We start from the raw sequence: 24,733 nt of genomic DNA, 5'->3' as shown, positions 1-24,733 counted from the left end.
AGATAGCTCTCATGACCACTCTCCATTCGGCGAGTGTCAGGAGAATGACGGGACAATCAAACGTTCCGGAATCCAATAAAGGCGAAAACCGCCGCAGCGCCGGTATCTGCCGACGCTTATCATCGACCGGATTATCCGACGACGCCGCAAACCATCGCCACGACGAACAGGAATGCCGCCGTGAAGATTGCTCCATGGAGCATCGTCTGAAGCCGGTGACGCGTTGTGAGCGGCTTTTTCGTCGCCACGGAACCGTATTGGTTCACGTGAGTATGCGAAATACCCAGATCTGCCATATGTCGCCTCCGTTGTTCTCGTGCGGCCGGTTGTGCGGCTCGCGCTTATATTCTTATTTTCTCTATCAAGTAGGTAGAGATAAATTTCCGTCCAGAGCGAACGGAAGAGAAAATTCAACCAGCCCTTTTAGCAGAGCGTGCGCCAAGCCCAGATCCACGAGCGCTCGACGGCACTCTCATTCTCAGGCGGGTTGGAGGAAGTCTCGATCAGCCGGCGGTCCTTCTCCGCAGGAAGGGATACCGAAGCCTGCTCTTGGCGATCGGTTCTCATGGGAGGATCGAGGTAGCCCATGGTCATCCCACCGAGAAAGAACATGCTTCAACCTCCATCGATCACGAAAGCTAACAAACGTTAACGGGATCATGACAGAAGCAAGGCAGCTGTCAATAGTCTAGTTGAATGGTCGTCTTTTAGGGAAGCATTATCCTTAACATCGCCGCTGGTCTTTTCTTTTCAATGATTTGAAAAGATTGCCTTTCAGGCTTTGACGAAACCCTTGCTCGCGATCATCAAATTTCTCGTATATTCCTCCTGAACCGCGCCTTGCGCCAGTTCTTGCGAGCTCAGCCGCTCGACGACGGCGCCGTTGCGCATCACGGCGAGCCTTTCACACATATGGGTGACGACACCGAGATCATGGCTGACCATCACGAAGGTGAGCTTGCGGTCGCGTCGGATCTCTTCCAGCAGGTTCAGCACCTCGGCTTGCACCGAAGCGTCGAGCGCCGATGTCGGCTCGTCGAGCAGCAGGATCGACGGTTCCACGATCAGCGCCCGAGCGATCGCCACGCGCTGGCGCTGGCCGCCGGAGAGCTGATGCGGGTAGCGGAAACGGAAACCATTGCCGAGGCCGACCTCGTCAAGCGCGCGGGCGATACGCTTCTCGCTATCGGCGATGCCGTGGATCGCAAGCGGTTCGAGCAGAAGCCGATCGATCGTCTGGCGCGGATGCAGCGAACCATAAGGATCCTGAAAGACCATTTGCACGCGTCGATAGAAGGTTTTGCTGCGATTCGAACCCTTCAGCGCCTCACCATCGATGTTGATCGCGCCGCCGCTGATCGGCGCAAGTCCGGCAACGGCCCGCAGCAAGGTCGATTTTCCCGAGCCGGACTCGCCGACGAGACCAAAGGATTCGCCGCCTTCGACAGTGATGCTGACATTCTTCAAGGCATGAAAATGGTCGTAGATGACGCTGAGATCGTCGATCGCGAGAGCTGCGCTCATGCCGCCCACTCCGGCTTGCGGTCGAGCACCGGCAAAGGATGACGGTTCGCGCCGATCTCGGGCATGCAGTTCAGCAGCCCCTGCGTATAGGGATGCTGCGCATGTTTGAGGTCGCCGGCCGCCAGCTCCTCGACGATCTTTCCGGCATACATCACAATGACGCGGTCGCAGAAGGAGGAGACCAGCCTCAGATCGTGGGAGACGAAGATCAGCCCCATGCCGCGCTCGGATACCAGCCTGTCCATGATTCTCAGCACGTCGAGTTGGACCGTTACGTCGAGCGCCGAGGTCGGCTCGTCGGCAATCAGCAATTCCGGCCCGGCAATCAGCATCATGGCGATCATCGCGCGCTGCCCCATGCCGCCCGAGACCTCGTGCGGATGCAGGTCGAAGACACGTTTCGGGTCGCGGATCTGCACCGCTTCCAGCATGGCGAGAGCGCGCTCGCGCGCCTCCGCCTTGCCCACCTTCTCATGCGTGCGCAGCGTTTCGCAGATCTGCCGTCCGATCGACATGACGGGATCGAGCGAATATTTCGGATCCTGCAGGATCATGGCGATGCGCTTGCCGCGCAGCCTGCGCCTTTCACCGGCAGACGCATTGATGAGATCGATGCCATTGAAATTAAGCCTCTCGGCCGTGACGATGCCGTGTTTCGGCGTCAGACCCATGATTGCACGGCCGGTCTGCGACTTGCCGGAACCGGATTCGCCGACGATGCCGAGCCTCTCCTTGCCGAGCGTGAAGGAGACGTCGCGCACGGCCTCGATCATCCCGGTGCGCGTGGGGTAGCTGACCTTAAGTTTGTCCACGGTTAGAAGTGTCGTCATTGGCCGCTCTCCTTCGGATCGAGCGCGTCGCGCAGGCCGTCGCCGAGAAGATTGAAGCCGAGGCTGACGATGAGGATGGCGATGCCGGGCATCGCCGCGACCCACCATTGATCGAGGATGAAGCGCCGTCCCGAGGCGATCATCGCCCCCCATTCCGGCAGCGGCGGCTGCGCCCCCAGGCCGAGGAAACCGAGACCGGCGGCCGTCAGGATGATGCCCGCCATGTCGAGCGTCACACGCACGATCAACGAGGAAATGCAGAGCGGCATGACATGGCGCACGATAATGCGGAAAGGCGAGGCGCCCATCAGCTTCACTGCCGAAATATAATCGGAACGCCGGACCGTCAGCGTCTCGGCGCGCGCGATACGGGCATAGGGCGGCCAGGAGGTGATGGCGATGGCGATGATCGCGTTCTGAATGCCGGGGCCGAGGGCTGCAACGAAGGCGAGCGCCAGCACCAGCTTCGGAAAGGCGAGGAAGATATCGGTGATGCGCATCAGCGTCGCATCCACCCAGCCTCCGGCATAACCGGAGACCGTACCGACGATCAGCCCGACCGGCGCCGAGATGACGGCGACGAGCACGACGACGAGCAGCGTCAATCGCGATCCGTAGATCAGCCGCGAATAGATATCACGGCCCTGGTCATCTGAACCGATCCAGAATTCCCCCGTCCCGGGCGGCAGCAGGCGGGCATTGCGCAGATCGCCGACAACGGGATTGTGCGTGGCGAGCACATCGGCAAAGGCGGCAATGAACAGCAGCGCGACGATGATCAGCAGGCCGACGACGGCGAGCCTGTTGGCCGTGAACTGCCGCCAGGTGACATAGGCACGGCCGAGGCGGGCTTGCAGGCGCGATTGCGGCCGGTCGGAAAGCAGCCATTCGCGGCGGCTCATTGGCTGGGATGGGGTGGCGGGAACCGTCATCGGTTTCGCGTCCTCGGATCGAGCGTCCGATAGAGAAGATCGGACAGAAGGTTGATGCCGATGAAGACCGTGCCGATGACGATCGTGCCGCCGAGCACGGCGTTCATATCGGCGTTCTGCAGCGAATTGGTGATGTAGAGCCCGATGCCCGGCCAGGAAAAGACGGTCTCCGTCAGCACCGATCCTTCGAGCAGACCGGCATAGGAAAGCGCAATCACGGTTACGAGCGGCACGGCGGCATTGCGCAGCGCATGACCCCAGATCACCCGCGTTTCCGAAAGCCCCTTGGCGCGTGCGGCAACGATATATTCCTGGGAAAGCTCGTTCAGCATGAAGCTGCGCGTCATGCGGCTGATATAGGCGAGCGAGAAATAGCCAAGCAGGGAGGCGGGCAGGATGATGTGACGGAAGACATCATAGAAGACGTCCCATTGCCCTTGCCAGGCGCTGTCTAGCAGGTAAAGGCCGGTGATCGGCGTGAACGTATATTCGAAAACGATGTCGATGCGGCCGGGGAAAGCCACCCAGCGCAGCCGCGCATAGAAGATGACGAGCGAGATCAATGCCAGCCAGAAGATCGGCACCGAATAGCCGACGAGGCCGATGACGCGCACCACCTGGTCGACGATGCTGCCGCGGCGCACCGCGGCGAGAACGCCGAGCGGTACGCCGACGACGGCGCCGATGATCGTTCCGAACGTTGCGAGCTCGATTGTCGCCGGCAGGACACGGCGGATATCGACCATGACAGGATTGGTCGTCAGCACTGAATTGCCGAAGTCGCCGGACAGGATGCCTTTGATATAGATAAAGAATTGCTGATAGAGCGGCAGGTTGAAGCCCATTTCCTGGCGTACGCGCTCGACGACGTGGTTGGGCGCGCGGTCGCCGAGAATGGCGAGCACGGGATCGATCGGCACGACGCGGCCGATGAAGAAGGTGACGGCCAGAAGGCCGAGATAGGTGGTTACGGCGGCAAACAGAAACCGCCCTAGCGCCTTCGCAAAGGCCCTAGCACGGCCCTTTCGGGGCCGCGCCTCCTGCGTTGTTTCGACGGTGCTCAAGCGACCAATCCTGCCGGACTATTCCTTGGCGATCGGACCGACGAAATTGGTGTCGAAGCTCGGACCCAGCTTGAAGTCCTTCACTCTCTTGCGGTAGCCGGCCACCTCGGTCTGCTGGAAGATGAAGACGAAGGGGCTGTTTGCCTGATACTTCTTCTGGATGTCCTGATATATGGCGGCACGCTTGGCGGCGTCGCGTTCCAGAAGTGCTGCCTTGGCTTGCTTGTCGAGCTCCGGCGCTTCCCAGCTGTTGCGCCACGCGAGCGTCTTCACCGTGCCGGCATCGGAATTGTCAGGATTGCTGGTAAAGGTGTCGGCATTGGAATTCGGGTCGAAATAGTCAGAACCCCATTGGCCGATATACATGTCGTGGGTACGGGCGCGGTACTTGGTCAGCGTCTGCTTGCCGTCGCCGGGGATGATTTCCATCTTCACGCCGGCCTGCGCCAGCGTCTGCTGCATCGATTCAGCGATACCGGTCACCGGCTGCGTGTTGCGCACGTCCATGGTGATCGAGAAACCGTCGGGTACACCGGCCTTGGCGAGCAGTTCCTTGGCCTTGGCGACATCGAGCTTGTAGGGATTCTCATCGAGCGCGCCGAGTTGACCCTTTGGCAGGAAGGTCTGATGGATCTCGCCGATACCCTTGATCAGCGTTGCGCCTATCGCATCGTAATCGACCAGATATTTGAAGGCTTCCTGGACTTCCGGCTTTTTCAGGTTCTCGTTCTTGTTGTTCAGGCTGACATAATAGATCGTGCCCTTCGGCGCACTCGTTGTCGCGAGATCGGCATTCTTCGAAACGGCGTCGATGTCGCCCGGCTCGAGATTGCGGGCGATATCGATGTCACCGGCTTCGAGCGCCAGGCGCTGGGCAGAACTTTCCTTCATGTAGCGGTAGATGACGCGGTTGAGCTTTGCCTTGTCGCCATAATAATTGTCGTTGCGCTCCAGCACGACGACTTCGTTGGCGCGCCATTCGCGCATCTTATAGGCGCCGGAACCGGCATAGCCGGTCTTCAGCCATTCATTGCCGAAGTCGTTGTCGTATTTGTGGTCGGCATCGGGCGTCATCGCCTTCACATGCTCCAGCACCAGCTTCTTGTCGACGACGGAAGCCACCGTTGCCGTCAGGCAGTTGAGCACGAAGCTCGGCGCATAGGCCTTGTCGACTGTGAAGACGAAGGTGCCGGCATCGGCCGCCTTGGCCTTTTCCGTGACGTTGTCGCCGGTCAGGCCGAATTGGGTGAGAATGAAGGCCGGGCTCTTGTCGAGCTTGACGGCGCGCTCGAACGACCAGGCAACGTCTTCGGCGGTGATCGGGTTGCCGGAGGCGAATTTCAGGCCGGACTTCAGCTTGAACGTATAGGTGAGACCGTCATCGGAAACGCTCCAGCTTTCGGCCAGATCGCCCTTCACCTTGGACGTGTCGTCCATGTCGAGACGGACGAGCAGGCTGTAGCTGTTGCTGGTAATTTCGGCGGTCGAAAGCTCGAAAGCCTCGCCCGGATCCATCGTGATGATATCGTCGATGGCGAAACCTTCGACCAGCGTATCTTTCGGCGTCTCGGCGAAGGCCGAGGGTGCGGCCATCATCAGCAGTGAAAGTGCAGCTCCCGCGGAAAGCATACGGAAATTGCGGTGGAGCTTGGTCATCATCATAGTTTGTTCCCCTGTTTTGATTGATTACGAAGCGTTTGCGGTCATACCCATGAAAACTATGGTGCCTTCTCAGCGCGTCCAGAGGCGCGCGCGGCGCTTTAGGCGTGACCCTCCCGCCAAGCTTGTGCGAGAATGCGAAGCCAATTTTCACGGGCAAGTTTCGTGAGATCGGCTTCACCATAGCCAACCTCTCTGAGAGCGGCAATCAGCTTCTGATTGCCGGCTGCATCGCCGATTTCCTCGGGAATGGTGGCCCCGTCGAAGTCCGATCCGAGCCCCACGCAGTCGATGCCGATGCGGTTCACAAGATAGTCGATGTGGCGGATCATATCGGCAAGCGGCGTATCACTGTCCGAGCGGCCGTCGGCGCGCAGCATGGCGGTGGCATAATTGATGCCGACCAGCCCGCGGCTTTCGCGGATCGCATCGAGCTGCCTGTCCGTCAGGTTGCGCGCGACCGGCGTCAGGGCGTGGGCATTGGAATGGCTGGCGACCAGCGGCTGGTCCGTCTTCTTCGCCACGTCCCAGAAACCCTTCTCTGTGATATGGGCAAGGTCGATCAAGATACCGAGGCGATTGCATTCCCTGACCAGCGCGAAGCCGGCATCGGTAAGGCCGGGCGCCGTGTCCGGTGACATCGGGAAAGCGAAGGGCACGCCGTGACCGAACACGTTGTGTCGGCTCCAGACCGGCCCGAGCGACCGCAGCCCTGCCGCATAGAATACCTCGAGCGCCGCGAGATCGGCGCCGATTGCCTCGCAGCCTTCCATATGCATGACGGCGGCGAAAATGCCGTCCGCCATGGCGCCGCGGATATCCTTCACCGTCCGGCAGAGCCGCCAGGCGCCGGCCTGATCGAGCCGCAGCGCGATGGCCGCCATTTCATTGGCGATGGCAAGGGAAGGCAGCGGATCGAGAGGGGCCGCCATCGGCGTCACATAGCGGCCATCGGCATCCGGATCGGCGAAGACGAGATCGCCCGAGGGAATGTAGATGGCGCAGAGACCGCCTGAAAGACCGCCCTCTCTCGCCCGATGCGCATCGATATGGCCGACCGTCGTGCCGTCTGCGAATTCCGCGATCGGGTCGCTGCCGTCTTTTGAATGTGTCCAGAGTCGAAGGAGAACGTCGTTGTGACCGTCAAATACGAATTGCATCTGTCTTCCTGCGCTGCCCGATCGGGCGAATGAAGCGGCCAGAATAGAAAAGCTGACGGAATTCGCCACCTCTTTTTTTAGAAATCCATCGGCGCTGAAAACGAAACGGGGGCCCAAGCCCCCGCAAAAACCAACGGATCGACGGAGATCAGTGCTTGCGGCGTTTCTTCTGTCTGTAGACGTCGATGACGACAGCCGCGACAATGATAAGGCCTTTGACGATCTCCTGGTAATAGGCATCGATCCTGAGGAACGTGAAGCCGGAGGTCATGACGCCGAGGATGATGGTGCCGATGACGGTGCCGGTGATGCGCCCAACGCCGCCGGTGAGCGAGGTGCCGCCGATGACGGTCGCAGCGATCGCGTCGAGTTCATATCCGACGCCCATGCTGGCCTGTGCGGTTTCAGCACGTGCCGCCGTGACGATACCGGCAAGGCCGGCGAGCAATCCGGCAATCACATAGACCTTGACGAGATGCGCCTCGATGTTGATGCCGGAAACGCGTGCGGCCTGCGGGTTCGCGCCGATGGCATAGGTGAACTTTCCGTAACGCGTATAGCGCAGCGCAATATGAAAGATCAGCGCAACGACCAGGAAGACGACAACCGGCCAGGCTTTCGTTCCGATGAAATGAAACTGTTCGGTGATCCCCGAAACCGGCTGTCCCTTCGTATACCACTTGGCGACACCTCTGGCCGAAACGAACATGCCAAGCGTTGCAATGAACGGCGGGATCTTCGTGTAGGCGATGAGCGCGCCGTTCGCGAGACCGGCGGCCGCCCCGATCAGCAGACCAACGACGATCGGCACGAAAGCCGGCAGGTCGGTCAGCGAGGGAAAAACGGCTCGTCCCCAGGTCGAGGACTGGGCGAAGCTTGTGGCGATCATCGCCGTCATGCCGACGACCGAGCCCGACGAAAGATCGATGCCGCCGGTGATGATGACCTGCGTGACGCCGACGGCAATAATGCCGATGACGGAGACCTGCAGGATCATGATCGTCAGACGCTGCGAATTCATCAGGAAGCTTTGGCCGATGAACATCCAGCCGAGCACTTCGTAGATGAGCGCGATGCCGACGAGCACGAGGAAAATGCTGAGTTCCGTCGGTATGCGCCGCCGCCTTTGCCGGGTTGCGAGCGGAGCCGCGCCCTCTGCTGCCTTGGTAGTCATGTCAAACCTCCCTTGGACGATCGCCGTCAACGCATCACTGCGCAGCCAGCTCCATCACCTTGATCTGCGTTGCTTCGTCGCGATTGAGGAAACCGGTCACGCGCCCCTCGTGCATGACCATGATGCGGTCGCTCATCCCGAGGACCTCGGGCATTTCGGAAGAAATCATGACCACCGCCACACCGTCTCGCGCCATCTCCACGACCAGCCTGTGGATTTCCGCCTTGGCGCCGACATCGATGCCGCGCGTCGGCTCGTCGAGGATGAGGATGCGCGGATTGGTGAGCAGCCAGCGCCCGATCAGCACCTTCTGTTGATTGCCGCCCGAAAGATTTTCCACCCGCTCGTAAAGATTGGGCGTTTTCACGCGCAGCTTTTTTGCCATGTCTTCGCAGGTTGCCTCGACTGCGCCCTGCTGCACGAAGCCACCCTTGACATATCTGTCCTGCAGAACGGCGATCTGCATGTTCTCGAGAATATCGAGGATCAGCAGGCAGCCTGTATCTTTCCGGTCCTCGGTCAGGAACGCCATCCGATTGCGGATGGCCTCGGTCGGCGAAGAAATGGTGACCGGCTTGCCGTAGAGCTCGATCGAGCCGGAACTTGCCGGCGTCACCCCAAACAGCGTTTCGGCGACGTTCGACCGCCCGGAACCGACGAGGCCGGCCACGCCGAGGATTTCGCCGGCCCTGACCTCGAAGGAGACGTTCTTGAAGACGCCGTTGAGACAAAGATCCTTGACCGAGAGCACGACCTCGCCGATCGGCACCTCTTCCTTAGGGAACATCTGGGTGATCTCGCGCCCGACCATCATGCGGATGATGTCGTCGCGGGTGACGTCGGTCGAGGCATGGGTGCCGATATATCGGCCGTCGCGGAAGACGGAGAACTCGTCGGCGATCTCGAAAAGCTCGTTCATCTTGTGGGTGATGTAGACGATGCCGATGCCTTGGGCCCTGAGGTCGCGGATAATACGGAAAAGATGCTCGACCTCGCGCTCCGTCAGTGCCGAAGTCGGCTCGTCCATGATCAGCACGTCGGAATTATAGGAAACCGCCTTGGCGATCTCAACCATCTGCCGGTTGGCGACCGAGAGGTGCCGAACCTCGATATCGGGATCAATGTCGATATTGAGCCGGGCAAACAGCTCCTCGGTCATGCGATGCATGCGGCCGTGATCGATGAAACCCAAGCGGTTTTTCGGTTCGCGGCGGATCCAGATATTTTCCGCGACCGTCATGAATGGCATCAGGTTCAGTTCCTGATGGATCATGGCAATCCCGTTCTCCAGCGCGTCAAGCGGAGATTTCAGCCGGATCTCGATCCCTTTCAGGCGGATATCGCCCTTGTCGGGGATATAAATGCCGGCGAGGATCTTCATCAACGTCGATTTGCCGGCGCCGTTTTCGCCCATCAGCGCATGCACGGAGGCGCGCTTCAGCCGGAACTGCACGTCGTCGAGTGCGACGACACCCGGAAATTCCTTGCGAACGCCCTCGGCGCTCAAGAGATATTCCGCATTCGGAACTGCACCACTCGCGCGCACGGCGGCCATGGTTGTCGGGCTGACGGCCATATCATCTCCTCCGGATACGGACAGGCGGAAAGGATGCGGGCAAAGCCCGCATCCTGCTTGGCATTCGCCTCAGTTCTTGGTGACGAAGTCCTTGACGTTCTCAGGCGTCACGAGCTGGAAGGGAATGTAGACCTTTTTGTCGACCTTTTCGCCCTTGGCAAGCTTGAGCGCTGCATCGAGCGAGCCCTTGCCCTGGCCGGCAGCATCCTGGAAGACGGTGACGTCGAGATCACCCGCCTGCATGGCGGCAAGCGCGTCCTGCGTGGCGTCGACGCCGCCGACGACGACCTTGCTCATATCCTTGCCAGCCGCCTTCAGCGCCTGGATGGCGCCGATCGCCATTTCGTCGTTGTTGGAGATCACGGCGTCGAATTCGATACCGCTGGAGAGCCAGTTGGTCATCAGGTCGGCGCCCTGGGTGCGGTCCCAGTTCGCCGTCTGCTCTTCAACGATCTCCAGACCCTTGCATTCATCCGTCTTGATGACGTCATGAACGTCCTGGGTCCGCATGCGCGCAGCCTGGTTGGAGAGCTCGCCCATGATGACGACGGCCTTGCCCTTACCGCCGAGAATGCGGCAGATTTCCTTGGTTTCCAGCGTGCCGGATTCCTGCTCGTTGGAAGCGACGAAGGCCTGATTGTCCGGCAGCGTGTCGACGTTGACCGGCTGACGGTTGACGTAAACCAGCGGAATGCCGGCATCGGCCGCGAGCTTCGACATTGCCGTGGTCGCATCGGTATCGACAGGGTTGACGATGATTGCATCGACCTTGGAGGCGATGAAATTCTGGATCTGGCTCTGCTGCTTGGAAACGTCGTTCTGCGCGTCTTCGACCTGCAGCGTCACGCCGCTCAGTGTCTTTGCATAATCGGTCATGCCGTTGCGCAGAACGGTCAGGAAATTGTCGTCGAATTTCGCCATCGAGACGCCGACGGTTTCTGCGTGAGCGGCCGTCGACAGGACGAGCGCCATCGCAGTGCCCAGGATAAACTTTTTCATTTTCACTTCCTCCACAAAGCGGTGCCCGGCTGCACCCTCCTCACGCCGGAGCTCCAGGCATTTGCTCTGAAGCCGCAATTTCCCCGCGCCACCTCTCCCGCGGCGCTCCGCAAAACGGAACAAACAAACCGTCAAATCCGCTCTGCGGAATATTCATTCCATTTTCTGGGAACGGCGTCAAGTCTCTTTAGCGGCGACCAGATACGGATGAAGCGCAATGCCATGGGCCTTCACGGCCGGCGCCTGCATTTCCTGCGTTGTGAAAGGCGAAGCGAGCATCCATCTATGCGTGGTCGAAGACAGGCCGAGAGTCGCAGGCGTCTTTGATCTCTCGCTGCGGCCCCAATCATTTGAAGATTTTGGAGACAGGACAGATGTCCATTTCGATCTATCGCCTCACCGTTCCGATGTTCCAGCGCGGCCTCGCCGGCCTGAAAACCTACCTCGACAAGGCCGAAGCCTATGCCACGGAAAAGAATATCGATCCTGCCATATTGGTCGCCGCTCGCCTTGCGCCCGACATGCTGCCGCTCTCCGGCCAGTATCAGCGCGCCAGCGACAGCGCCAAATTCGCGCTCGCCCGCCTGACCGCCACCGACGCCCCGAAGTTCGAAGACAACGAAACGACGCTCTATGCCCTGCGCGAGCGCCTGGCAAAAACCGAAGCCTATCTCGCCGGCTTCTCGGCCCAAGCGCTGGAAGGCGCGGAAAACCGTGAGATCACCCTGCCGGGAAAGAGCGGTATCGTGCTCCCCGGTGACGAATATATCGCCACCTTCGCCCTGCCGAACTTCTATTTCCACGTCGCAACGGCTCACGCCATTCTGCGCAACCAGGGCGTCCCGATCGGCAAGCGCGATTATCTCGGCTGAGCCACTGCATAATTCCTTAAATCGGAATCGATTTAAGGATAAAATTATGCAGCGATTCAAAGTGTTACAGCGTCCTCTGCGCGTCTGAAAAGACGCGCGGCGCTGTAATGTCAGGGCCGGTGCGTCACCGGCCCTCTTTCCGTCAGCTCGGTATAGGCAAGCGTCTGGTCGAGATGCCGTGCCCGCAGCGACAGCAGCTTCTCGGCATAGGCGAGCCGTATCGCCGCATAGGCCGGATCCGCTGCGACATTGTCGAGCTCCATCGGATCGTTGCGAAGATCGAAGAGCAGCGGCGGCAATGCGGTAAAATGCACATATTTGAACTGTCTGTCGCGGATCACCGCGAGATTGCATTGGTTGGACCGGAGCCTGAAATGCCGCTCGGCCCCGCAATGCGCAATGTCGCGGAAATCGAATTCCCAGAATGCCGCATCCCGCCAACCCTGTCCGCTACCGCCGTTGACGAACGGCATGAGCGACCGGCCATCGAGCCCGTTCTTCGCGTCGATGCCGAGCCTTTGGCAAAGGGTCGGAAAAATATCCGCAGCACTGGTGAAATCGTCGACGATCCCGCCCCGAGCACCGCTTGCGGGATCCCGAATAACAAGCGGAATATGATAACTGCCGTCGAAGAAGCCGCCCTTGCCAAGCGTCCAGTGATCGCCCGCCATCTCGGCATGGTCGGAGGTGAAGACGATCAATGTGTCGTCCCAAGCGCCCGCATCCTTCAGGGCTTGCCAGATGCGGCCGAGCTGCGCATCGACCTCCGATATCATCCCGTAATAGATCGCCCTTATCATGGCGAAATCCTCGGCGTTCCAGTCGCCGAGCGGTCCCGTTGCGCCGTGGATGAAGTTGCCCTTCTCAACGCGCGGCATGGCATAGGCGAGATAGGGATGACTGTTCTCTTCCGCTTCGCGGTCTTCCGCGCGTGCAAAAACCGGTCCGTCCCCCGGCTTGAACATTCGGTTGAACGGCTCCGGCACGGAGAATGGCGGATGCGGACGTAAGAAGGAGACATGCGCGAACCACGGGCCGTCCTGTTCGCCCATCCAGCGGATGAACTCGCCGGCCAGGAACGCCGTCTGGGTCTCGTCGCTGGAATAGGCCGGCGCCGTATCGGAAATTTCTCCAGCTCTGGCACCAACAGGAATATGGATATCGCGGCTGACGGCATCCGCATGGCCGCGGGACCTGAGCCAGGAGAGCCATTGTTTCTCATGTTCGGGCAGAAGCTGGCGGGCGGTAAAACCTGGCAGCACGCCTTCATAACTCGTCAGATGCGGATCGCCGGCATCCATGCCGCGCGGATCAGGCGCCGTATCCGTATAGCCGAACAGCGTCGGGTCGTATCCCGCCCGCCGGGCCGCCAGTGCCAAATTGTCGAAGCGGGCATCGAGCGGCGAACCGTTGCGGCAGACCCGGTGGTTCATCTGATAGAGACCGGTATAGAGTGTGGCCCTCGCCGGCGAGCATGGTGCCGCCCCGGCATAGTGCCGCCGGAAGAGCGTGCCTTCACGCGCCAGCGCATCGACACCAGGCGTCTTCACGCAGGCATGACCGACGGCCGACAGGCAATCGCCGCGCCACTGGTCCGCCGTGATCAGCAGGATGTTCGGCCGACGCGCCTTTTCAATGCTGGTTGGATTTTGCATGCCAGTCCCAGGCGGAGCGGATGATCTCGGACAGATCATACTGCGGCACCCAGCCGAGCACGTCGCGCGCCTTGTCGTTATTGGCGACCAGCGTATGCGAATCGCCTTCGCGACGGCCGATATATTCGACCGGGAAAGGCCGGTTCGACACGTCCTCGATGGCGCCCAGCAATTCCTTGACTGTCGTGCCGGTGCCGGTGCCAAGGTTGAGCGCGACGGAATCGCCGCCCTTCAGCAGATATTCGACGGCGCGCACATGCGCATCGGCAAGATCGAGCACATGAATATAGTCGCGCACGCAGGTGCCGTCGCGGGTCTCGTAGTCGCTGCCGAACACCTTGAAACCCTGGCGGCGGCCGAGCGCCGCGTCGATCGCTAGCGGTATCGCATGGGTTTCCGGCTGATGCCATTCGCCGATCCGGCCTTCGAAATCGGCGCCAGCCGCATTGAAATAACGCAACACCACCGAGCGCAGGCTCCTGTACTGGTCGTAATCGGCAAGCGCCTGCTCGACGATATATTTCGTCCGCCCGTAGGGATTGATCGGCACCTGCCGGTGCGTTTCGTCGAGCGGCACGCTCTGCGGCAGGCCGTAGGTCGCGCAGGTAGAGGAGAAGACGAAGGCGTTGATATCAGCCGCCTGGGCTGCTGAAAGCAGCGTCAAAGTACCGATCACATTGTTCTCGTAGAAGGAAACCGGATCCTTGACCGATTCGCCGACCTCGATCAGCGCCGCAAAATGCAGGATCGCCGCCGGCTTGTGTTTGGCCAGCACCTCATCCAGCCGGGCGCGGTCGCGAATATCGCCTTCCTCGGCCGGCCCCCATCTGACGAACTCGCGATGACCGTTCGAAAAATTATCGAAGACGACAGGCCTATAGCCCTTGTTCGCCAGGTCGAGGCACGTATGCGAGCCGATATAGCCGGCACCGCCGACGACAAGAACCGTTTCACCTGCCATACACCACCCTTATTCTTCACGAGAGATGAGAGAAACCTAGACGAGATACACGTCAATAAAAAGAAGGAACTGCGATCGGCGTCAACGGACAATACGTCAAATGCCGAAGCCGCCCGCCCGTGTCCTTTGTGCCGGGTCGGCAATATTCATGAATTATTCGCGTGATTTGCATAGCCGCCCGATCTAAGGGGCTTGCACCACCATGTGATGATCAACGGTCTGCAGCCATCAGGCAGGGAGAGCGCGAATGAGGAAGGCATTGGTCGTTTGGGGCGGCTGGCACGGCCACGAGCCGGAGCCATGCGCTCATATCGTCGCCGATCTCCTGCGCGAGGACGATTTTACGGTCGAGGTGACCAGCGATCTCGGCGTATTCGGATCTCCGACGCTGGCGAAAGCCGATCTGCTGGTGCCCATCATCACCGGCGAAAAGCTTGAGAGGGAACATGCCACTGCCCTCGTCGAAGCCGTGCGTGGCGGGCTCGGGCTTGCCGGCCATCACGGCGCGCTCGCCACATCCTTCAAGGAAAGCGCGCATTTCCGCTATGTCTCCGGCGTCACCTGGGTCGCCCATCCCGGCAACATCATCGACTTCCGCGTCGCCGTCACCCGCCAGAACGATCCCGTCATGGAGGGCATTCCGGACTTCGACTATCGTTCGGAGCAATATTATCTCCACTATGATCCGACCGTCGAAATCCTGGCGACGACCACCTTCACCGGCGCCTACGATCCGGCAGCCCGCAATGTCGTGATGCCCGTCGTCTTCAAGCGCCATTTCGGCGCCGGCCGCATCTTTTATTCCGCCCTCGGCCATGTCGCGGCCGAATTCGACCATCCCTACATGCCGCTCATCCTGCGGCGTGGTCTGAGCTGGGCCGCCCGTCAGTAGCGTTGGAGGGCGGGTGAGCAGTCTTGCCAATCGCCCACCCGCGACTAATCTCCCCGTATGCCGGATCGCTTCTCTTTCCTTCCCGCCACTGCCGACCGCTTGACCGATATAGAAGCAGTCTTCGACGATTGCTCCGGCGGCCGGAATTGTCGCTGCGCCTACTGGTATCGTCCGAATGCCGACTACAAGGCAGGTTGGGGCGAGGGAAATCGCAACTGGTTCCGAAGCCTGCTCGCCGGGCCGCGCCCGCCGGGCATTCTCGGCTATCACGAGAATGAGCCGGCCGGATGGTGCGGTGTCGCGCCACGCGCCGTATTCGACCGGCTGCGCCGTTCAAAACCCTTTGCTCCGGTCGATGACAGGCCGGCCTGGTCGATCAATTGCTTCATCGTCCGCAAGCCGTTCCGGCGGCGGGGCCTGTCGCGACTGTTATTGAAACACGCCGTCGAATTCGCAAGCGCGAACGGAGCCGAATGTCTCGAAGCCTACCCTGTTGATCAGGCCGCCCGTGCTTCGAACGGAGCCGAGCTCTATCCGGGAGCGCTCTCGATGTTTCTCGATGCCGGTTTCGCCGAAGTGGCAAGACGCCTGCCGGCAAGGCCGATCGTCCGCCTGGAATGCCGCTGAACATTTCGGCATTCAGGGGAGTGGCAACATGGTCTAGCGAGCCGCTTTGATCTGCCGGTCGTTCTCGACGGCGGGCGCTGCCTGATCATAGATCCGCATCAGCCGCCCGGCTGCTTTCAGCTTCTCGATGAGATCGTTTCCGTCAGGCGAGGCCTTCGTCAGCTCAAGCTGCTCGAACTCCCTCAACGCCTGCGCCCAATGGCTTTCCCCGCGGCCATCCGGCCTGCCTTCCGATTCCCACAACGAATAAGCGCGCTGGCTGACCCAGGCGTCTTTATTATGACTCATAATCAACCCCAGCGAGAAATTTGGAAGCAATATTCGACAGGCAACAAGGTGCCAAAACCGGCTTTAGGAGTCGTTACGAGGCAGCGTTAGTTTTTAGCTAATAGCGAGGCGCCGAAGGATTATCCCGTGTACACATTCCCGGACCTTGGCCTCGTACTGCCTGCAGGGTAGGGTCACCCGCAGAAACGACAGCGATGACGATGGCAGCCAAGACGACACTCAATGCGAAAAATCTCGAATCCCTTGGAGCGCAGCGCCTTGCCGAGCTGCTGATCGAGGTCAGCATGGGCAGTGCCGCCCACAAGCGACGGCTTCGAATGGAGCTTGCCGGCAATCACGGCAGCGCCGAGGTGGCGCGTGAGGTGCGAAAGCGGCTTGCGAGCATTGCCCGGGCTCGCACCCTCATCAACTGGCACAAAGTGAAGGCGCTGAAGAACGATCTCGAAACCCAGCGCAAGACGATCGCAGAGACGGTTGCCGCCGATGATCCCCAGGAAGCTTTCGAACTGATATGGCAGTTCCTCGCACTGGCCGATTCGATCTTTGAGAGGTCCAACGACCGCGGCGGTTCGCTTATCCAAAGTTTTCACCAGGCTTGCGAGGATGCTGCTGCAATTGCTGGGTCCGCCAAAATCGACGCCCATGTTCTGGCCGATAAGGTGTTCAAAGCCGTGCAGGACGATAGCTACGGCCAGTACGACAACTTGATTGCTGCGATGGTGCCAGCCCTCGGCAAGGATGGTCTCGATCGCTTGAAAACCCTCGTCGCCCAATGGTCCAAGGAGCCGAAAGACAAGCCGGCGGAAGAGGAGCGCAAGGTCATTGGCTGGGGCAGCGGCGGCGCGATTTACCAAGATGAGATCGCCGGCACTCACCGGGATCTGACGGTGCGCATAGCCTTGCAGCAAATTGCCGACGCTCAGGGCGATGTTGATGCCTACATTGGCCAGCATCCCGAGGAGACACGCAAGGCGCCGATGATTGCGGCCGACATCGCCAATCGTCTGCTTTCGGCCGGGCGGGCGAAGGAAGCGCTGCAGACGCTGGATGGGGCCGACAGGAGAGGCTGGGCCGAAATGCCATTCGAGTGGCAGCTTGCTCGCGTCGAGACGCTTGAGGCTCTGGGGCGCGCAGAGGAGGCACAGACCTATCGATGGGCGTGCTTCGAGCGGTCGCTGCATGCCGGGCACCTCAAGGCCTTCCTCAAGCGATTGCCGGATTTCGACGATCTTGAGGCCGAGGAGAAGGCATTTGCCCATGCCCGGGCTTTCCCGGACGTCCACCAGGCACTTGTCTTTTTTCTGAATTGGCCGGCACTTGCCGAGGCGGCAAAACTGGTGGCGATCAGGAAAGCGGAACTGAACGGCGATCTCTATGAGCTGATGACGCCGGCGGCCGAAGCTCTGGCGGAGAAACATCCGCTCGCAGCGACCATCGTCTTGCGCTCCATGATTGATTTCGCGCTCGATAACAGCCGGCCCAGCCGCTATAAACACGCGGCGAGGCATCTTGCGGACTGCGCGTCGCTTGCGCCTCATATCGATGACTTCAGCAACATAAGATCCCATGACGCCTATGTCGCGGAACTCAAGCGCCGGCACGGCAAGAAGCATGGCTTCTGGAGACTGGTACCTTAAGTCGCTTCGGATGTTTTACCTTCAGAGAGGAATCCCATGACGACCCCTTCCTGGCACGCCGATCCGCTCAACTGGGGAACCGGCCCCCGCATCTTCGAAGCCTTTCTGGAGCCGACTTGCCCCTATTCGGTCAGGGCGTTCAACAAGCTCGACGAACTGCTGAGCCAGGCGGGCGAAGACAAGATCACCGTGAAGATCCGCCTGCAGTCGCAACCTTGGCACATGTATTCCGGCGTCCTCGTCCGCTGCATCATCGCAGCCTCGACGCTGGAAGACGGCAAGCAGACAGCAAAGAAAGTAATGGCCGCCATCGCAGCCCATCGCGAGGAGTTCGAATTCGAGCGTCATGCCGGCGGCCCGAATATGGATGTGACGCCGAACCAGATCATCGAACGCCTGGAAGCCTACAGCGGCGTCAAGCTGAAGGAAGCCTTCGCAATCCCCGATCTCGACCGGGAGATCAAATGGCACTGCAAATATGCCCGGCAGAACGGCATCCATGTCTCGCCAACCTTCATGATCGACGGGCTGGTGCAGCCTGACATGAGCAGCGGCGATGAGGTTGGATCCTGGGTGAAGAAGGCGCTGGGGAGCTGACGCTGGCCACGTGCCAGAGACTATCAAGGGGAGCCATCTCACCGATGCCCTTATTGTGTTCGTACGGGGATGGAATCAGTAATGAATCTGGGCTAATTGCTTTTTAAGGCTTTGCTGGTGAACTGCCCTCATGAAAAAGCCGCCTCGCAAGCCTCTCAAACCGCTGCTCGGTGAAGCCTACGAGCCACTTCGCAGCCGACAGCGCCGACGGCCTAATCCCGCTCAACCAAATCTTCCTATCAATCAGATGCCGGCGCGTATCGCGCCGTGTCGGGCGTCAGTGGGGAGGGCACGGTTCAGATGAGCGACGACCCGAAATTGAATCGAGCCAAAGGTCCGCAATGGCAGCAGACGAGCGACTGGGACATGGTTGCTCGCAAATACCCGAGCCTCGACACTGCGATCTTGCTGGGGATCCTGTTTATTGCCATCGTCTTCAGGTTTCATAAGATCACCTTGCCGTTGGTCGACGGCTTCAGCTGGCGCGAGATAAGCACCGCAATGATGGCCGACAATTTCCAGCAGCGCAGCTGGAACATCTTCTTTCCTGAGGTCAGCTGGACCGGGCCCGGGCCAAGCTATCAGGGCCGCGAGTTCCAGATCGTCAGCTATCTCACGGCCTTGCTCTACCAACTCTTCGGCTGGCAGGACTGGTTCGGCCGCGTGGTTTCGGCCTTCTTCGGTCTGGTGACGGTGTTTTCGCTACACAGGCTGACGGCGCTATGCTGGGGCGAGATGCACGCCCACGCGGCGGCACTCGCCTACGCACTGATGCCGGCGGCGATCATGATCGACAGCTCGTTTCTTCCCGATCCCGCGATGCTGGCCTTGGTCACTCTTGGTGTTTGGCTGTTCGTCAGATACTGGGCCGGCGGCAGCGGCTGGCTCTTGCCGCTCGCCACGCTCAGCTTCTCGCTCGGCGTGCTGTCAAAGCTGCCAGGCATCGCTGCCGGCGCCGTCATCTTCTACCTGATGGTCTACTGGATTCTGGAGAAGAAACGAAAGCAGGCAAGCTGGGTTTTCCTGTCGGGGCTTTTGAGCCTGGCCATCATCGGCGCTTATTACATCTGGGCGATTTATCTCGGCCGCAGCTATCCGCCGTTTCATATCGCCGGCACCGGCGGCTATATCTGGGATGACGGCTTCTGGACATATGTCAGGGACAGGTTCTACTTCAATTCCTTGTGGAACACCTCGGTCTTGTGGTTCTACGGCTATCCGTTCTTGGTGCTGCTGGCCGTCGGCTTGTGGATGCCGCGCAGTCCCGCCGAAGACCCGAAGCAACGCGTCCTTTCGGCAATTCCCTATGTGTGGCTGGCCGCGGCCACCATCCTCTATCTGGCGGCGGCCGGCGAGATCACCAGCAATGTGTGGAATCTCCACATCTTCCATGTGCCGATCGCGATGTTCTGCGGCCACGGCGCGCTTCTTCTGGCAACGCTTGGGTCGAGAACCGTTCTGACGCCGGCTGTGATGCTTCGCTCGGTCTTCATCGTGGCCATCGCGCTTGCCTGGTCAACCTTGCCCCTCGTCAGGACGATGAAGAAGCCAATCGCCATGAACGGCAAGCTGCTAGGTGAGGAACTGGCGCGATTGGCGCAACCGGGCGACCTTGTCGTCGCCATCGCGCCTGAGGTCGGCGATCCCGTCGCAGTCTACTACAGCAGGGCGCGCGGTTGGGTGTTCCCGCCTGGCGGAGGTGATGCGGAATGGTCGAAATTCGTTGGGGATGACGCCACTGCGATCGCGCAGCTCGAGGAACTGCGCGCGCAGGGCGCGGATCTGTTCGGCGTGACCAAGAACGCCACCGACAAGGAGGGCCGGCTGTTCGTCGAACATCATGTTGGGGTTATCGACCATCTGGACAAGACCGCAACCAAACTTGCGGATTTGAATAATTTGCTGATCTATAGGATCACCCGTCCATGAGAGCTGCGACAGTCTGGCATCCATGTCTTGCCGACCTTCATGATCGAGTCTGGGTGAAGAAGGCGCTGGGCAACTGACGCCGGCCGTGTGCCAGTGACTATCTCCCCGCCTATTTGTCTGCTGCCAGTTCTCGACCGCCATGAATCTCATGTGTCGCGATCTTCCCAATCTGCTTATTCCCTGATTCAAGACTGGTTTCGCAAGCTAAACAGCCATGCAGACATGTAGCTGCCTGCCAGGCCGCCGGACCCAGGCTTGCCAGCGGCTTCCTAGTTTTCGGATCGTCCGCCATCTGGTCTCCAACAACTTGGTGAAGATCCACATAGTGCGCCTCTGGAAGCGTATTCGCAAAACCCCGCTCTGGTCACGACCTTGTGTCAGCAGCGTTCATTCGGTAGAATCGGGGCCGGCAATCTACAGCGGCAGGTGAAGGTTCGAGTATGCAGGTCATTGGGAACTCGACCCCGGTGGCGCACCAAAATTCCGCTCGTAATGCCTTCGGACAAGTTGACCATGACTGGCGTCGACGATCGGCTTCTCGAAAGCAAGATGATCCAGATCGAGCAGGCTCGATCCTGGAGCCCGCGCGTGATCTCAAAGTTCGAAGCGCTAATCAGGGACGGCAACGACCTCGCCCTTTATCGTGTCAATCCGCTGGCGTTCGCACGTGACCGCGCGATAACTGATACGGAATCCATTGACCTGTTCCTCCATGCCACCCGATGCGGCCTGTTCGAGATGACCTGGGATGTGCTTTGTCCGCAATCTGGAATGGTGCTCGACAGCTTCGGCGCGTTGCGCACGCTCAAGACCCATTATGTCTGTGGCTTGTGCGACGTATCGGGCGAAACTGACCTCGATGACTTCATCGAAGTTACGTTCTCCGTGTCGCCGCATCTTCGGCGGCTGCCGTTTCATGATCCCGACTCGCTCTCGGTCGAAGACTTCCACTGGAAGCTTCGCTTCGCCAACGACGGGAGGCTGCCCGGCCAGCAAGCCCGATTTCTCGACTACCTACGCGGATTGGTCCGCGGCCTCACCTATCTGCCGCCGAACTCGAGCGTCACGCTACGGGCGGAGCTGGGTCCTGGTATTCTCTCCGGCGTGAATGTCCAAACGCAGGCCGCCTTCATGACGCCGATATCGGGTGAGCCGGCCACAGCGCCGACGCTGCTGCGGGTCAGGTATGATGGGCAACGCTTTTCCCCGGCCCTCGCCGTTTTATCGCCGGGTCCTTGTATTATCGAGGTGGAAAATACAGGACCCGTTCGCGGCTCGCTGCTTTTGATAAATTGGCCGCCCGAGGTGGCAGCCCTGACAATCAAGCCGCAGCTCGAATTCGAGCCGTATATCTCCGGCGGGATGTTGCTGGCAAGGCAGACCTTCAGGCGCCTGTTCCGGTCCGAGCGAGTCGACGAGCGGGAAGGGCTCGGCATTCGCCAGGTGACTTTCCTCTTCACAGACCTAAAAGGTTCAACGGCTCTGTATGAGCGCTTGGGCGACCTGAACGCCTACGCCTTGGTGAGGGAGCATTTTGCTCTCCTCGAATTGACGGCACAGCAACATTCCGGCGCCATCGTAAAGACGATCGGCGACGCGGTGATGGCCGTCTTCTCTCGCCCAACAGACGCAGTCTCGGCCGCATTGCAGATCTTAAAGGAAATCGAGCGTTTCAATCTCGAACATGGTGAGCCCGGCATCATCCTCAAAATCGGCGCACACTGCGGCCCATCGATAGCTGTGACGCTAAACGATAATCTCGACTATTTTGGTCAGACCGTAAATGTTGCCGCCCGCGTGCAATCTCTGGCAGATGCTGGCGAGATCTGTATCTCGGAAGCGCTCTATACGGCGCCAGGCGTCATTCATCTCCTGACCGGCCACCATGTCGTGGAATTTGGTTCCTCACTCCACGGAGTTGAGGGCAATGCTTCCGTGTATCGCATCATCAACGGGCCATAACCGCCTGCGTCGCCTCTTGGGGACGGGTTGCTTCACGCCGCGGATGCGGCCCTGCAATCGAATGTGACGTCGCCAACCGTACGTTTTCGCACGTGCTCCATTGCATGATAATTATGTTTATGGCGGAGAGGGTGGGATTTGAACCCACGATACCCTTGCAGGTATGCCGCATTTCGAGTGCGGTGCATTCGACCACTCTGCCACCTCTCCGCGGTCTGGTCGGCGCTTGTTCGGCGCGGGCGTTCACATAACGAGCAAATGACAGGCTGGCAATTTTAATGGCTGCGGCAACGGCAATGTGGCAGCAGCGTGCCGAAAGTCAGGTCAACGAATACCTGCCCACAGGTGTTCGTGGGATCCAACGTGATTCTCCATGCCCGGCTTTGTCAAGCAGCCGGTCGGCTTAGTAAAACTGTCGATGCGCCTTATCGGCTTTTCACTCCAAGTGATATTGAACGCCCAATATCGCGGATAGAATTGAAGTTCGGAGTAGGGCAGATGATCGTGAATCCACCACGCCATCTTTTGCCAATTGCCTTCCGCCTGGAATCGATCCCAGAAACTTGACACAACGATGCAAGCAGTCGCGCCCATGTTTCCGTTTGCGTCACGTCGATCCCAGATATGGCCAGCATGGTTGGATTCATTGAAAGCACAGTTGTAACCTTTCTTTCAACGCCGACTTATTCATCTTCATCGAACTGGATCTCAGAACTCTCACGCCAACGTTCTATGTGCTGACTAACGCCCAGGCGTGCGCCACCTTTCGAGACTACATCGGCGGTGGAAATTGCTACCCACCCGAGGTCAGGCGCCTGATCACGCCGAACGACTTCTCGGCGCTCACAGCACACCACCACGACGCCCTGGGCTTGCTAGCGACATCAGAGCTTTCTGATCATCCCCATATGATCTCCATCGACGGTGACGATCACGAGTAGAATGCCCGTGGAAGGAGCCAAGGATATCCCGGCCCAAAGGCGGTCTATTAACCGCAATCCAGAATAAGTAGTGTTGAGCGTGCAACAACCTTGTCAGCTTCAGGCGTATGTAGTTTGATAATCTCGGGCTGGGAGCTTGTTCATGCGTAAGTTGCTTCGATCTGCCGCGGTGAGCGCTGCGCTATGCGGAATGACAATTGTCAGCCCTGCCGCCGCGTCTGAGAAGGCCTTTGGTCCGTTTGTCGTGGATGACGCCAAGCCAGATGTCATTGTGATGAACGGCGATATCGACGTCGGCTCAGCGCTCAACTTCCGGCGGGCTCTTCATGCAGCCCCCGGCGCTAAACTTGTTACCTTGAACAGCTCAGGCGGCGCCGTGCAGATGGGTCTGCTGATGGCAGACGACATTCATGAGCGAAAGCTCGCGACCTACATTCCGAAAGACAGCGCATGCCTATCCGCATGTGCTTATATGTTTCTTGCGGGTATCGAGCGGAAGGTCGAGGGCAAGCTCGGCGTGCACCAGATCTCGTCTGATACCTCGGATCTCGTGGGAGCGCAGCTCACGATTTCGGACATCATTGACGTCCTCAACCGCTTCGATACTCCCGTGGACGTGTTGAGCGTCATGTTCAAGACACCGCCGAATGACATGCACGTCTTCACTCCAGAAGAGATTGAGCGGTATAAACTCAATCGCACTGGCGATGGGTCAAAGCCCTCTGCAGCGGGCACGTCGGCAGCACCAGATACATCTCCGCCCGCCCCGAACGCGACGAGCACAAAGGAATCAACTGCGCAGCCGGTGACACCGGAGCAGCCGCGCTCGACAGAAACAACGGTAAGCACAACGCCGACGCCGCAGACACAAGCGAAACTCTCAACGATCGAAGAATTCACGAAGCGCCCAAACCGAATCGCCGTCTATACCGGCCTCGATCTCTTCGGCGACGACATTTCTTCTATCCGCGCAAGCGACGCTGCGGAATGTACTCAGAGTTGTCTGGTGATGAACGGTCAATGCAAGGCGTTCACTTTCAACGCCAACCCAAAGATCACAAAAGGGCCGAACTGCTTCCTCAAATCCAGTGCGGACCGGGCAGATGGAAATAGCGTCGCCTTCTCAGGCCGATTCCTCAGCGGGGCCGACGCCGACCCGCCCACATTTGCTCTTGGAACGATCGACCCGCAGAGCGCACTCTTTCACGACGTTGACTTTCGAGGCGGCGATCTCTCCCCACGCCCTCATAGCACCGCCAAGACGCCGCTCGACTGTCGCCTCGCCTGCGTTGACGACAATCGCTGCATGGCATTCTCCTATAACTATGCGAAGAAGCAGTGCTGGCTGAAAGGGTCGGTTGGCACACCCATGCCAAGCAAGGGAATGGTCAGCGGGTTCAAGAAGTTTCAGAACTTCTCGCCCGCGAAGATCATCAGCTTGAACTAAGGGGCGG

The 24,733-nt window shown here is 59.6% G+C and carries 23 protein-coding genes and 1 tRNA gene; 8 read left to right on the top strand and 16 right to left on the bottom strand.

Annotation, left to right across the window (positions count from 1 at the left end):
- Positions 1-131 precede the first annotated feature (131 nt).
- From G9X64_RS33075 to G9X64_RS33025, 11 genes are all read right to left on the bottom strand, one after another.
- A complete protein-coding gene (locus G9X64_RS33075) occupies positions 132-296 on the bottom strand; it encodes a hypothetical protein (RefSeq protein WP_168314902.1) in 165 nt (54 codons plus the stop codon).
- Between the two features lie 127 nt (positions 297-423).
- A complete protein-coding gene (locus G9X64_RS33070) occupies positions 424-612 on the bottom strand; it encodes a hypothetical protein (RefSeq protein WP_168309172.1) in 189 nt (62 codons plus the stop codon).
- A gap of 162 nt (positions 613-774) precedes the next feature.
- Positions 775-1,524 carry an ABC transporter ATP-binding protein gene (locus G9X64_RS33065; RefSeq protein WP_168309173.1) on the bottom strand — a complete coding sequence of 250 codons (750 nt, stop codon included), beginning with the start codon at positions 1,522-1,524 and terminating at the stop codon, positions 775-777.
- Positions 1,521-2,354 carry an ABC transporter ATP-binding protein gene (locus tag G9X64_RS33060; RefSeq protein WP_168309174.1) on the bottom strand — a complete coding sequence of 278 codons (834 nt, stop codon included), beginning with the start codon at positions 2,352-2,354 and terminating at the stop codon, positions 1,521-1,523. Before G9X64_RS33060 ends, G9X64_RS33065 begins: the two co-directional genes overlap by 4 nt.
- Positions 2,351-3,286, bottom strand: coding sequence for an ABC transporter permease (locus G9X64_RS33055; RefSeq protein ID WP_171378234.1), 936 nt, complete (start codon positions 3,284-3,286; stop codon positions 2,351-2,353). Before G9X64_RS33055 ends, G9X64_RS33060 begins: the two co-directional genes overlap by 4 nt.
- On the bottom strand, positions 3,283-4,350 hold the full coding sequence (locus tag G9X64_RS33050) for an ABC transporter permease (protein ID WP_168309176.1): 1,068 nt from the start codon (positions 4,348-4,350) through the stop codon (positions 3,283-3,285). The genes G9X64_RS33055 and G9X64_RS33050 overlap by 4 nt, the downstream gene beginning before the upstream one ends.
- An 18-nt stretch (positions 4,351-4,368) precedes the next feature.
- Positions 4,369-6,012, bottom strand: coding sequence for an ABC transporter substrate-binding protein (locus G9X64_RS33045; protein WP_168309177.1), 1,644 nt, complete (start codon positions 6,010-6,012; stop codon positions 4,369-4,371).
- A 98-nt stretch (positions 6,013-6,110) separates the two neighbouring features.
- Positions 6,111-7,169 carry a dipeptidase gene (locus G9X64_RS33040; RefSeq protein ID WP_168309178.1) on the bottom strand — a complete coding sequence of 353 codons (1,059 nt, stop codon included), beginning with the start codon at positions 7,167-7,169 and terminating at the stop codon, positions 6,111-6,113.
- Positions 7,170-7,317: 148 nt separating this feature from the next.
- The gene (locus tag G9X64_RS33035; protein ID WP_011653996.1) at positions 7,318-8,343 is read right to left on the bottom strand and encodes an ABC transporter permease; all 1,026 of its coding nucleotides are present in this window, start codon (positions 8,341-8,343) and stop codon (positions 7,318-7,320) included.
- Between the two features lie 34 nt (positions 8,344-8,377).
- A complete protein-coding gene (locus G9X64_RS33030; RefSeq protein ID WP_168309179.1) occupies positions 8,378-9,919 on the bottom strand; it encodes a sugar ABC transporter ATP-binding protein in 1,542 nt (513 codons plus the stop codon).
- Between the two features lie 69 nt (positions 9,920-9,988).
- A complete protein-coding gene (locus G9X64_RS33025) occupies positions 9,989-10,918 on the bottom strand; it encodes a sugar ABC transporter substrate-binding protein (RefSeq protein WP_168309180.1) in 930 nt (309 codons plus the stop codon).
- Between the two features lie 374 nt (positions 10,919-11,292).
- Between G9X64_RS33025 and G9X64_RS33020 the strand changes: the two genes are divergently transcribed.
- Complete coding sequence (locus G9X64_RS33020) at positions 11,293-11,790, top strand: DUF1993 domain-containing protein (protein ID WP_168309181.1); 498 nt, start codon at positions 11,293-11,295, stop codon at positions 11,788-11,790.
- A 110-nt stretch (positions 11,791-11,900) separates the two neighbouring features.
- On the opposite strand, the gene G9X64_RS33015 is transcribed toward G9X64_RS33020, so the two are convergent.
- Both G9X64_RS33015 and galE read right to left on the bottom strand, forming a co-directional pair.
- The gene (locus G9X64_RS33015; RefSeq protein ID WP_168309182.1) at positions 11,901-13,445 is read right to left on the bottom strand and encodes an alkaline phosphatase family protein; all 1,545 of its coding nucleotides are present in this window, start codon (positions 13,443-13,445) and stop codon (positions 11,901-11,903) included.
- Positions 13,423-14,406 carry a UDP-glucose 4-epimerase GalE gene (gene galE, locus G9X64_RS33010; protein WP_168309183.1) on the bottom strand — a complete coding sequence of 328 codons (984 nt, stop codon included), beginning with the start codon at positions 14,404-14,406 and terminating at the stop codon, positions 13,423-13,425. Before galE ends, G9X64_RS33015 begins: the two co-directional genes overlap by 23 nt.
- 247 nt (positions 14,407-14,653) lie before the next feature.
- On the opposite strand from galE, the gene G9X64_RS33005 reads away from it, so the two are divergent.
- Together G9X64_RS33005 and G9X64_RS33000 are read left to right on the top strand one after the other, a co-directional pair.
- Entirely contained in the window at positions 14,654-15,298 is a 645-nt protein-coding gene (locus G9X64_RS33005) for a ThuA domain-containing protein (RefSeq protein ID WP_168309184.1), read from the top strand.
- Positions 15,299-15,355: 57 nt separating this feature from the next.
- Complete coding sequence (locus G9X64_RS33000) at positions 15,356-15,925, top strand: GNAT family N-acetyltransferase (protein ID WP_168309185.1); 570 nt, start codon at positions 15,356-15,358, stop codon at positions 15,923-15,925.
- A 33-nt stretch (positions 15,926-15,958) separates the two neighbouring features.
- On the opposite strand, the gene G9X64_RS32995 is transcribed toward G9X64_RS33000, so the two are convergent.
- Positions 15,959-16,213: a DUF2934 domain-containing protein gene (locus G9X64_RS32995; protein ID WP_130718321.1), complete on the bottom strand. Its 255-nt coding sequence runs from the start codon at positions 16,211-16,213 to the stop codon at positions 15,959-15,961.
- A gap of 200 nt (positions 16,214-16,413) precedes the next feature.
- On the opposite strand from G9X64_RS32995, the gene G9X64_RS32990 reads away from it, so the two are divergent.
- From G9X64_RS32990 to G9X64_RS32975, 4 genes are all read left to right on the top strand, one after another.
- Positions 16,414-17,850: a DUF6880 family protein gene (locus tag G9X64_RS32990; RefSeq protein ID WP_168309281.1), complete on the top strand. Its 1,437-nt coding sequence runs from the start codon at positions 16,414-16,416 to the stop codon at positions 17,848-17,850.
- Between the two features lie 36 nt (positions 17,851-17,886).
- Positions 17,887-18,447, top strand: coding sequence for a DsbA family protein (locus tag G9X64_RS32985; RefSeq protein ID WP_168309186.1), 561 nt, complete (start codon positions 17,887-17,889; stop codon positions 18,445-18,447).
- 300 nt (positions 18,448-18,747) lie between these two features.
- Positions 18,748-20,376, top strand: a complete 1,629-nt coding sequence (locus G9X64_RS32980) for an ArnT family glycosyltransferase (RefSeq protein ID WP_168309187.1) — start codon at positions 18,748-18,750, stop codon at positions 20,374-20,376.
- Between the two features lie 513 nt (positions 20,377-20,889).
- Positions 20,890-22,338, top strand: coding sequence for an adenylate/guanylate cyclase domain-containing protein (locus G9X64_RS32975; RefSeq protein ID WP_168309188.1), 1,449 nt, complete (start codon positions 20,890-20,892; stop codon positions 22,336-22,338).
- 120 nt (positions 22,339-22,458) lie between these two features.
- On the opposite strand, the gene G9X64_RS32970 is transcribed toward G9X64_RS32975, so the two are convergent.
- A tRNA-Ser gene (locus tag G9X64_RS32970) sits at positions 22,459-22,548 on the bottom strand.
- A 114-nt stretch (positions 22,549-22,662) separates the two neighbouring features.
- Complete coding sequence (locus G9X64_RS32965; protein ID WP_210259761.1) at positions 22,663-22,932, bottom strand: hypothetical protein; 270 nt, start codon at positions 22,930-22,932, stop codon at positions 22,663-22,665.
- Between the two features lie 489 nt (positions 22,933-23,421).
- Between G9X64_RS32965 and G9X64_RS32960 the strand changes: the two genes are divergently transcribed.
- Positions 23,422-24,726: a PAN domain-containing protein gene (locus G9X64_RS32960; protein WP_246271134.1), complete on the top strand. Its 1,305-nt coding sequence runs from the start codon at positions 23,422-23,424 to the stop codon at positions 24,724-24,726.
- Positions 24,727-24,733 lie beyond the last annotated feature (7 nt).

This window comes from Rhizobium sophorae, assembly GCF_013087515.1.
GTDB classification, from domain to species: domain Bacteria; phylum Pseudomonadota; class Alphaproteobacteria; order Rhizobiales; family Rhizobiaceae; genus Rhizobium; species Rhizobium sophorae.
This window is presented reverse-complemented; position numbering and strand designations above follow the sequence as displayed.

Coding starts and splice junctions, on each gene's coding strand:
- G9X64_RS33040 (WP_168309178.1), bottom strand. CDS start 7,169: ATGCAATTCGTATTTGACGGTCACAACGACGTTCTCCTTCGACTCTGG.
- G9X64_RS33060 (WP_168309174.1), bottom strand. CDS start 2,354: ATGACGACACTTCTAACCGTGGACAAACTTAAGGTCAGCTACCCCACG.
- G9X64_RS33070 (WP_168309172.1), bottom strand. CDS start 612: ATGTTCTTTCTCGGTGGGATGACCATGGGCTACCTCGATCCTCCCATG.
- G9X64_RS33015 (WP_168309182.1), bottom strand. CDS start 13,445: ATGCAAAATCCAACCAGCATTGAAAAGGCGCGTCGGCCGAACATCCTG.
- G9X64_RS32995 (WP_130718321.1), bottom strand. CDS start 16,213: ATGAGTCATAATAAAGACGCCTGGGTCAGCCAGCGCGCTTATTCGTTG.
- G9X64_RS33005 (WP_168309184.1), top strand. CDS start 14,654: ATGAGGAAGGCATTGGTCGTTTGGGGCGGCTGGCACGGCCACGAGCCG.
- G9X64_RS33025 (WP_168309180.1), bottom strand. CDS start 10,918: ATGAAAAAGTTTATCCTGGGCACTGCGATGGCGCTCGTCCTGTCGACG.
- G9X64_RS33000 (WP_168309185.1), top strand. CDS start 15,356: ATGCCGGATCGCTTCTCTTTCCTTCCCGCCACTGCCGACCGCTTGACC.
- G9X64_RS32965 (WP_210259761.1), bottom strand. CDS start 22,932: ATGGGCGCGACTGCTTGCATCGTTGTGTCAAGTTTCTGGGATCGATTC.
- G9X64_RS32990 (WP_168309281.1), top strand. CDS start 16,414: ATGGCAGCCAAGACGACACTCAATGCGAAAAATCTCGAATCCCTTGGA.
- G9X64_RS33030 (WP_168309179.1), bottom strand. CDS start 9,919: ATGGCCGTCAGCCCGACAACCATGGCCGCCGTGCGCGCGAGTGGTGCA.
- G9X64_RS32985 (WP_168309186.1), top strand. CDS start 17,887: ATGACGACCCCTTCCTGGCACGCCGATCCGCTCAACTGGGGAACCGGC.
- G9X64_RS33055 (WP_171378234.1), bottom strand. CDS start 3,286: ATGACGGTTCCCGCCACCCCATCCCAGCCAATGAGCCGCCGCGAATGG.
- G9X64_RS33035 (WP_011653996.1), bottom strand. CDS start 8,343: ATGACTACCAAGGCAGCAGAGGGCGCGGCTCCGCTCGCAACCCGGCAA.
- G9X64_RS33020 (WP_168309181.1), top strand. CDS start 11,293: ATGTCCATTTCGATCTATCGCCTCACCGTTCCGATGTTCCAGCGCGGC.
- G9X64_RS33065 (WP_168309173.1), bottom strand. CDS start 1,524: ATGAGCGCAGCTCTCGCGATCGACGATCTCAGCGTCATCTACGACCAT.
- G9X64_RS32975 (WP_168309188.1), top strand. CDS start 20,890: ATGACTGGCGTCGACGATCGGCTTCTCGAAAGCAAGATGATCCAGATC.
- G9X64_RS33045 (WP_168309177.1), bottom strand. CDS start 6,012: ATGATGATGACCAAGCTCCACCGCAATTTCCGTATGCTTTCCGCGGGA.
- galE (WP_168309183.1), bottom strand. CDS start 14,406: ATGGCAGGTGAAACGGTTCTTGTCGTCGGCGGTGCCGGCTATATCGGC.
- G9X64_RS32960 (WP_246271134.1), top strand. CDS start 23,422: ATGCGTAAGTTGCTTCGATCTGCCGCGGTGAGCGCTGCGCTATGCGGA.
- G9X64_RS33075 (WP_168314902.1), bottom strand. CDS start 296: ATGGCAGATCTGGGTATTTCGCATACTCACGTGAACCAATACGGTTCC.
- G9X64_RS32980 (WP_168309187.1), top strand. CDS start 18,748: ATGAGCGACGACCCGAAATTGAATCGAGCCAAAGGTCCGCAATGGCAG.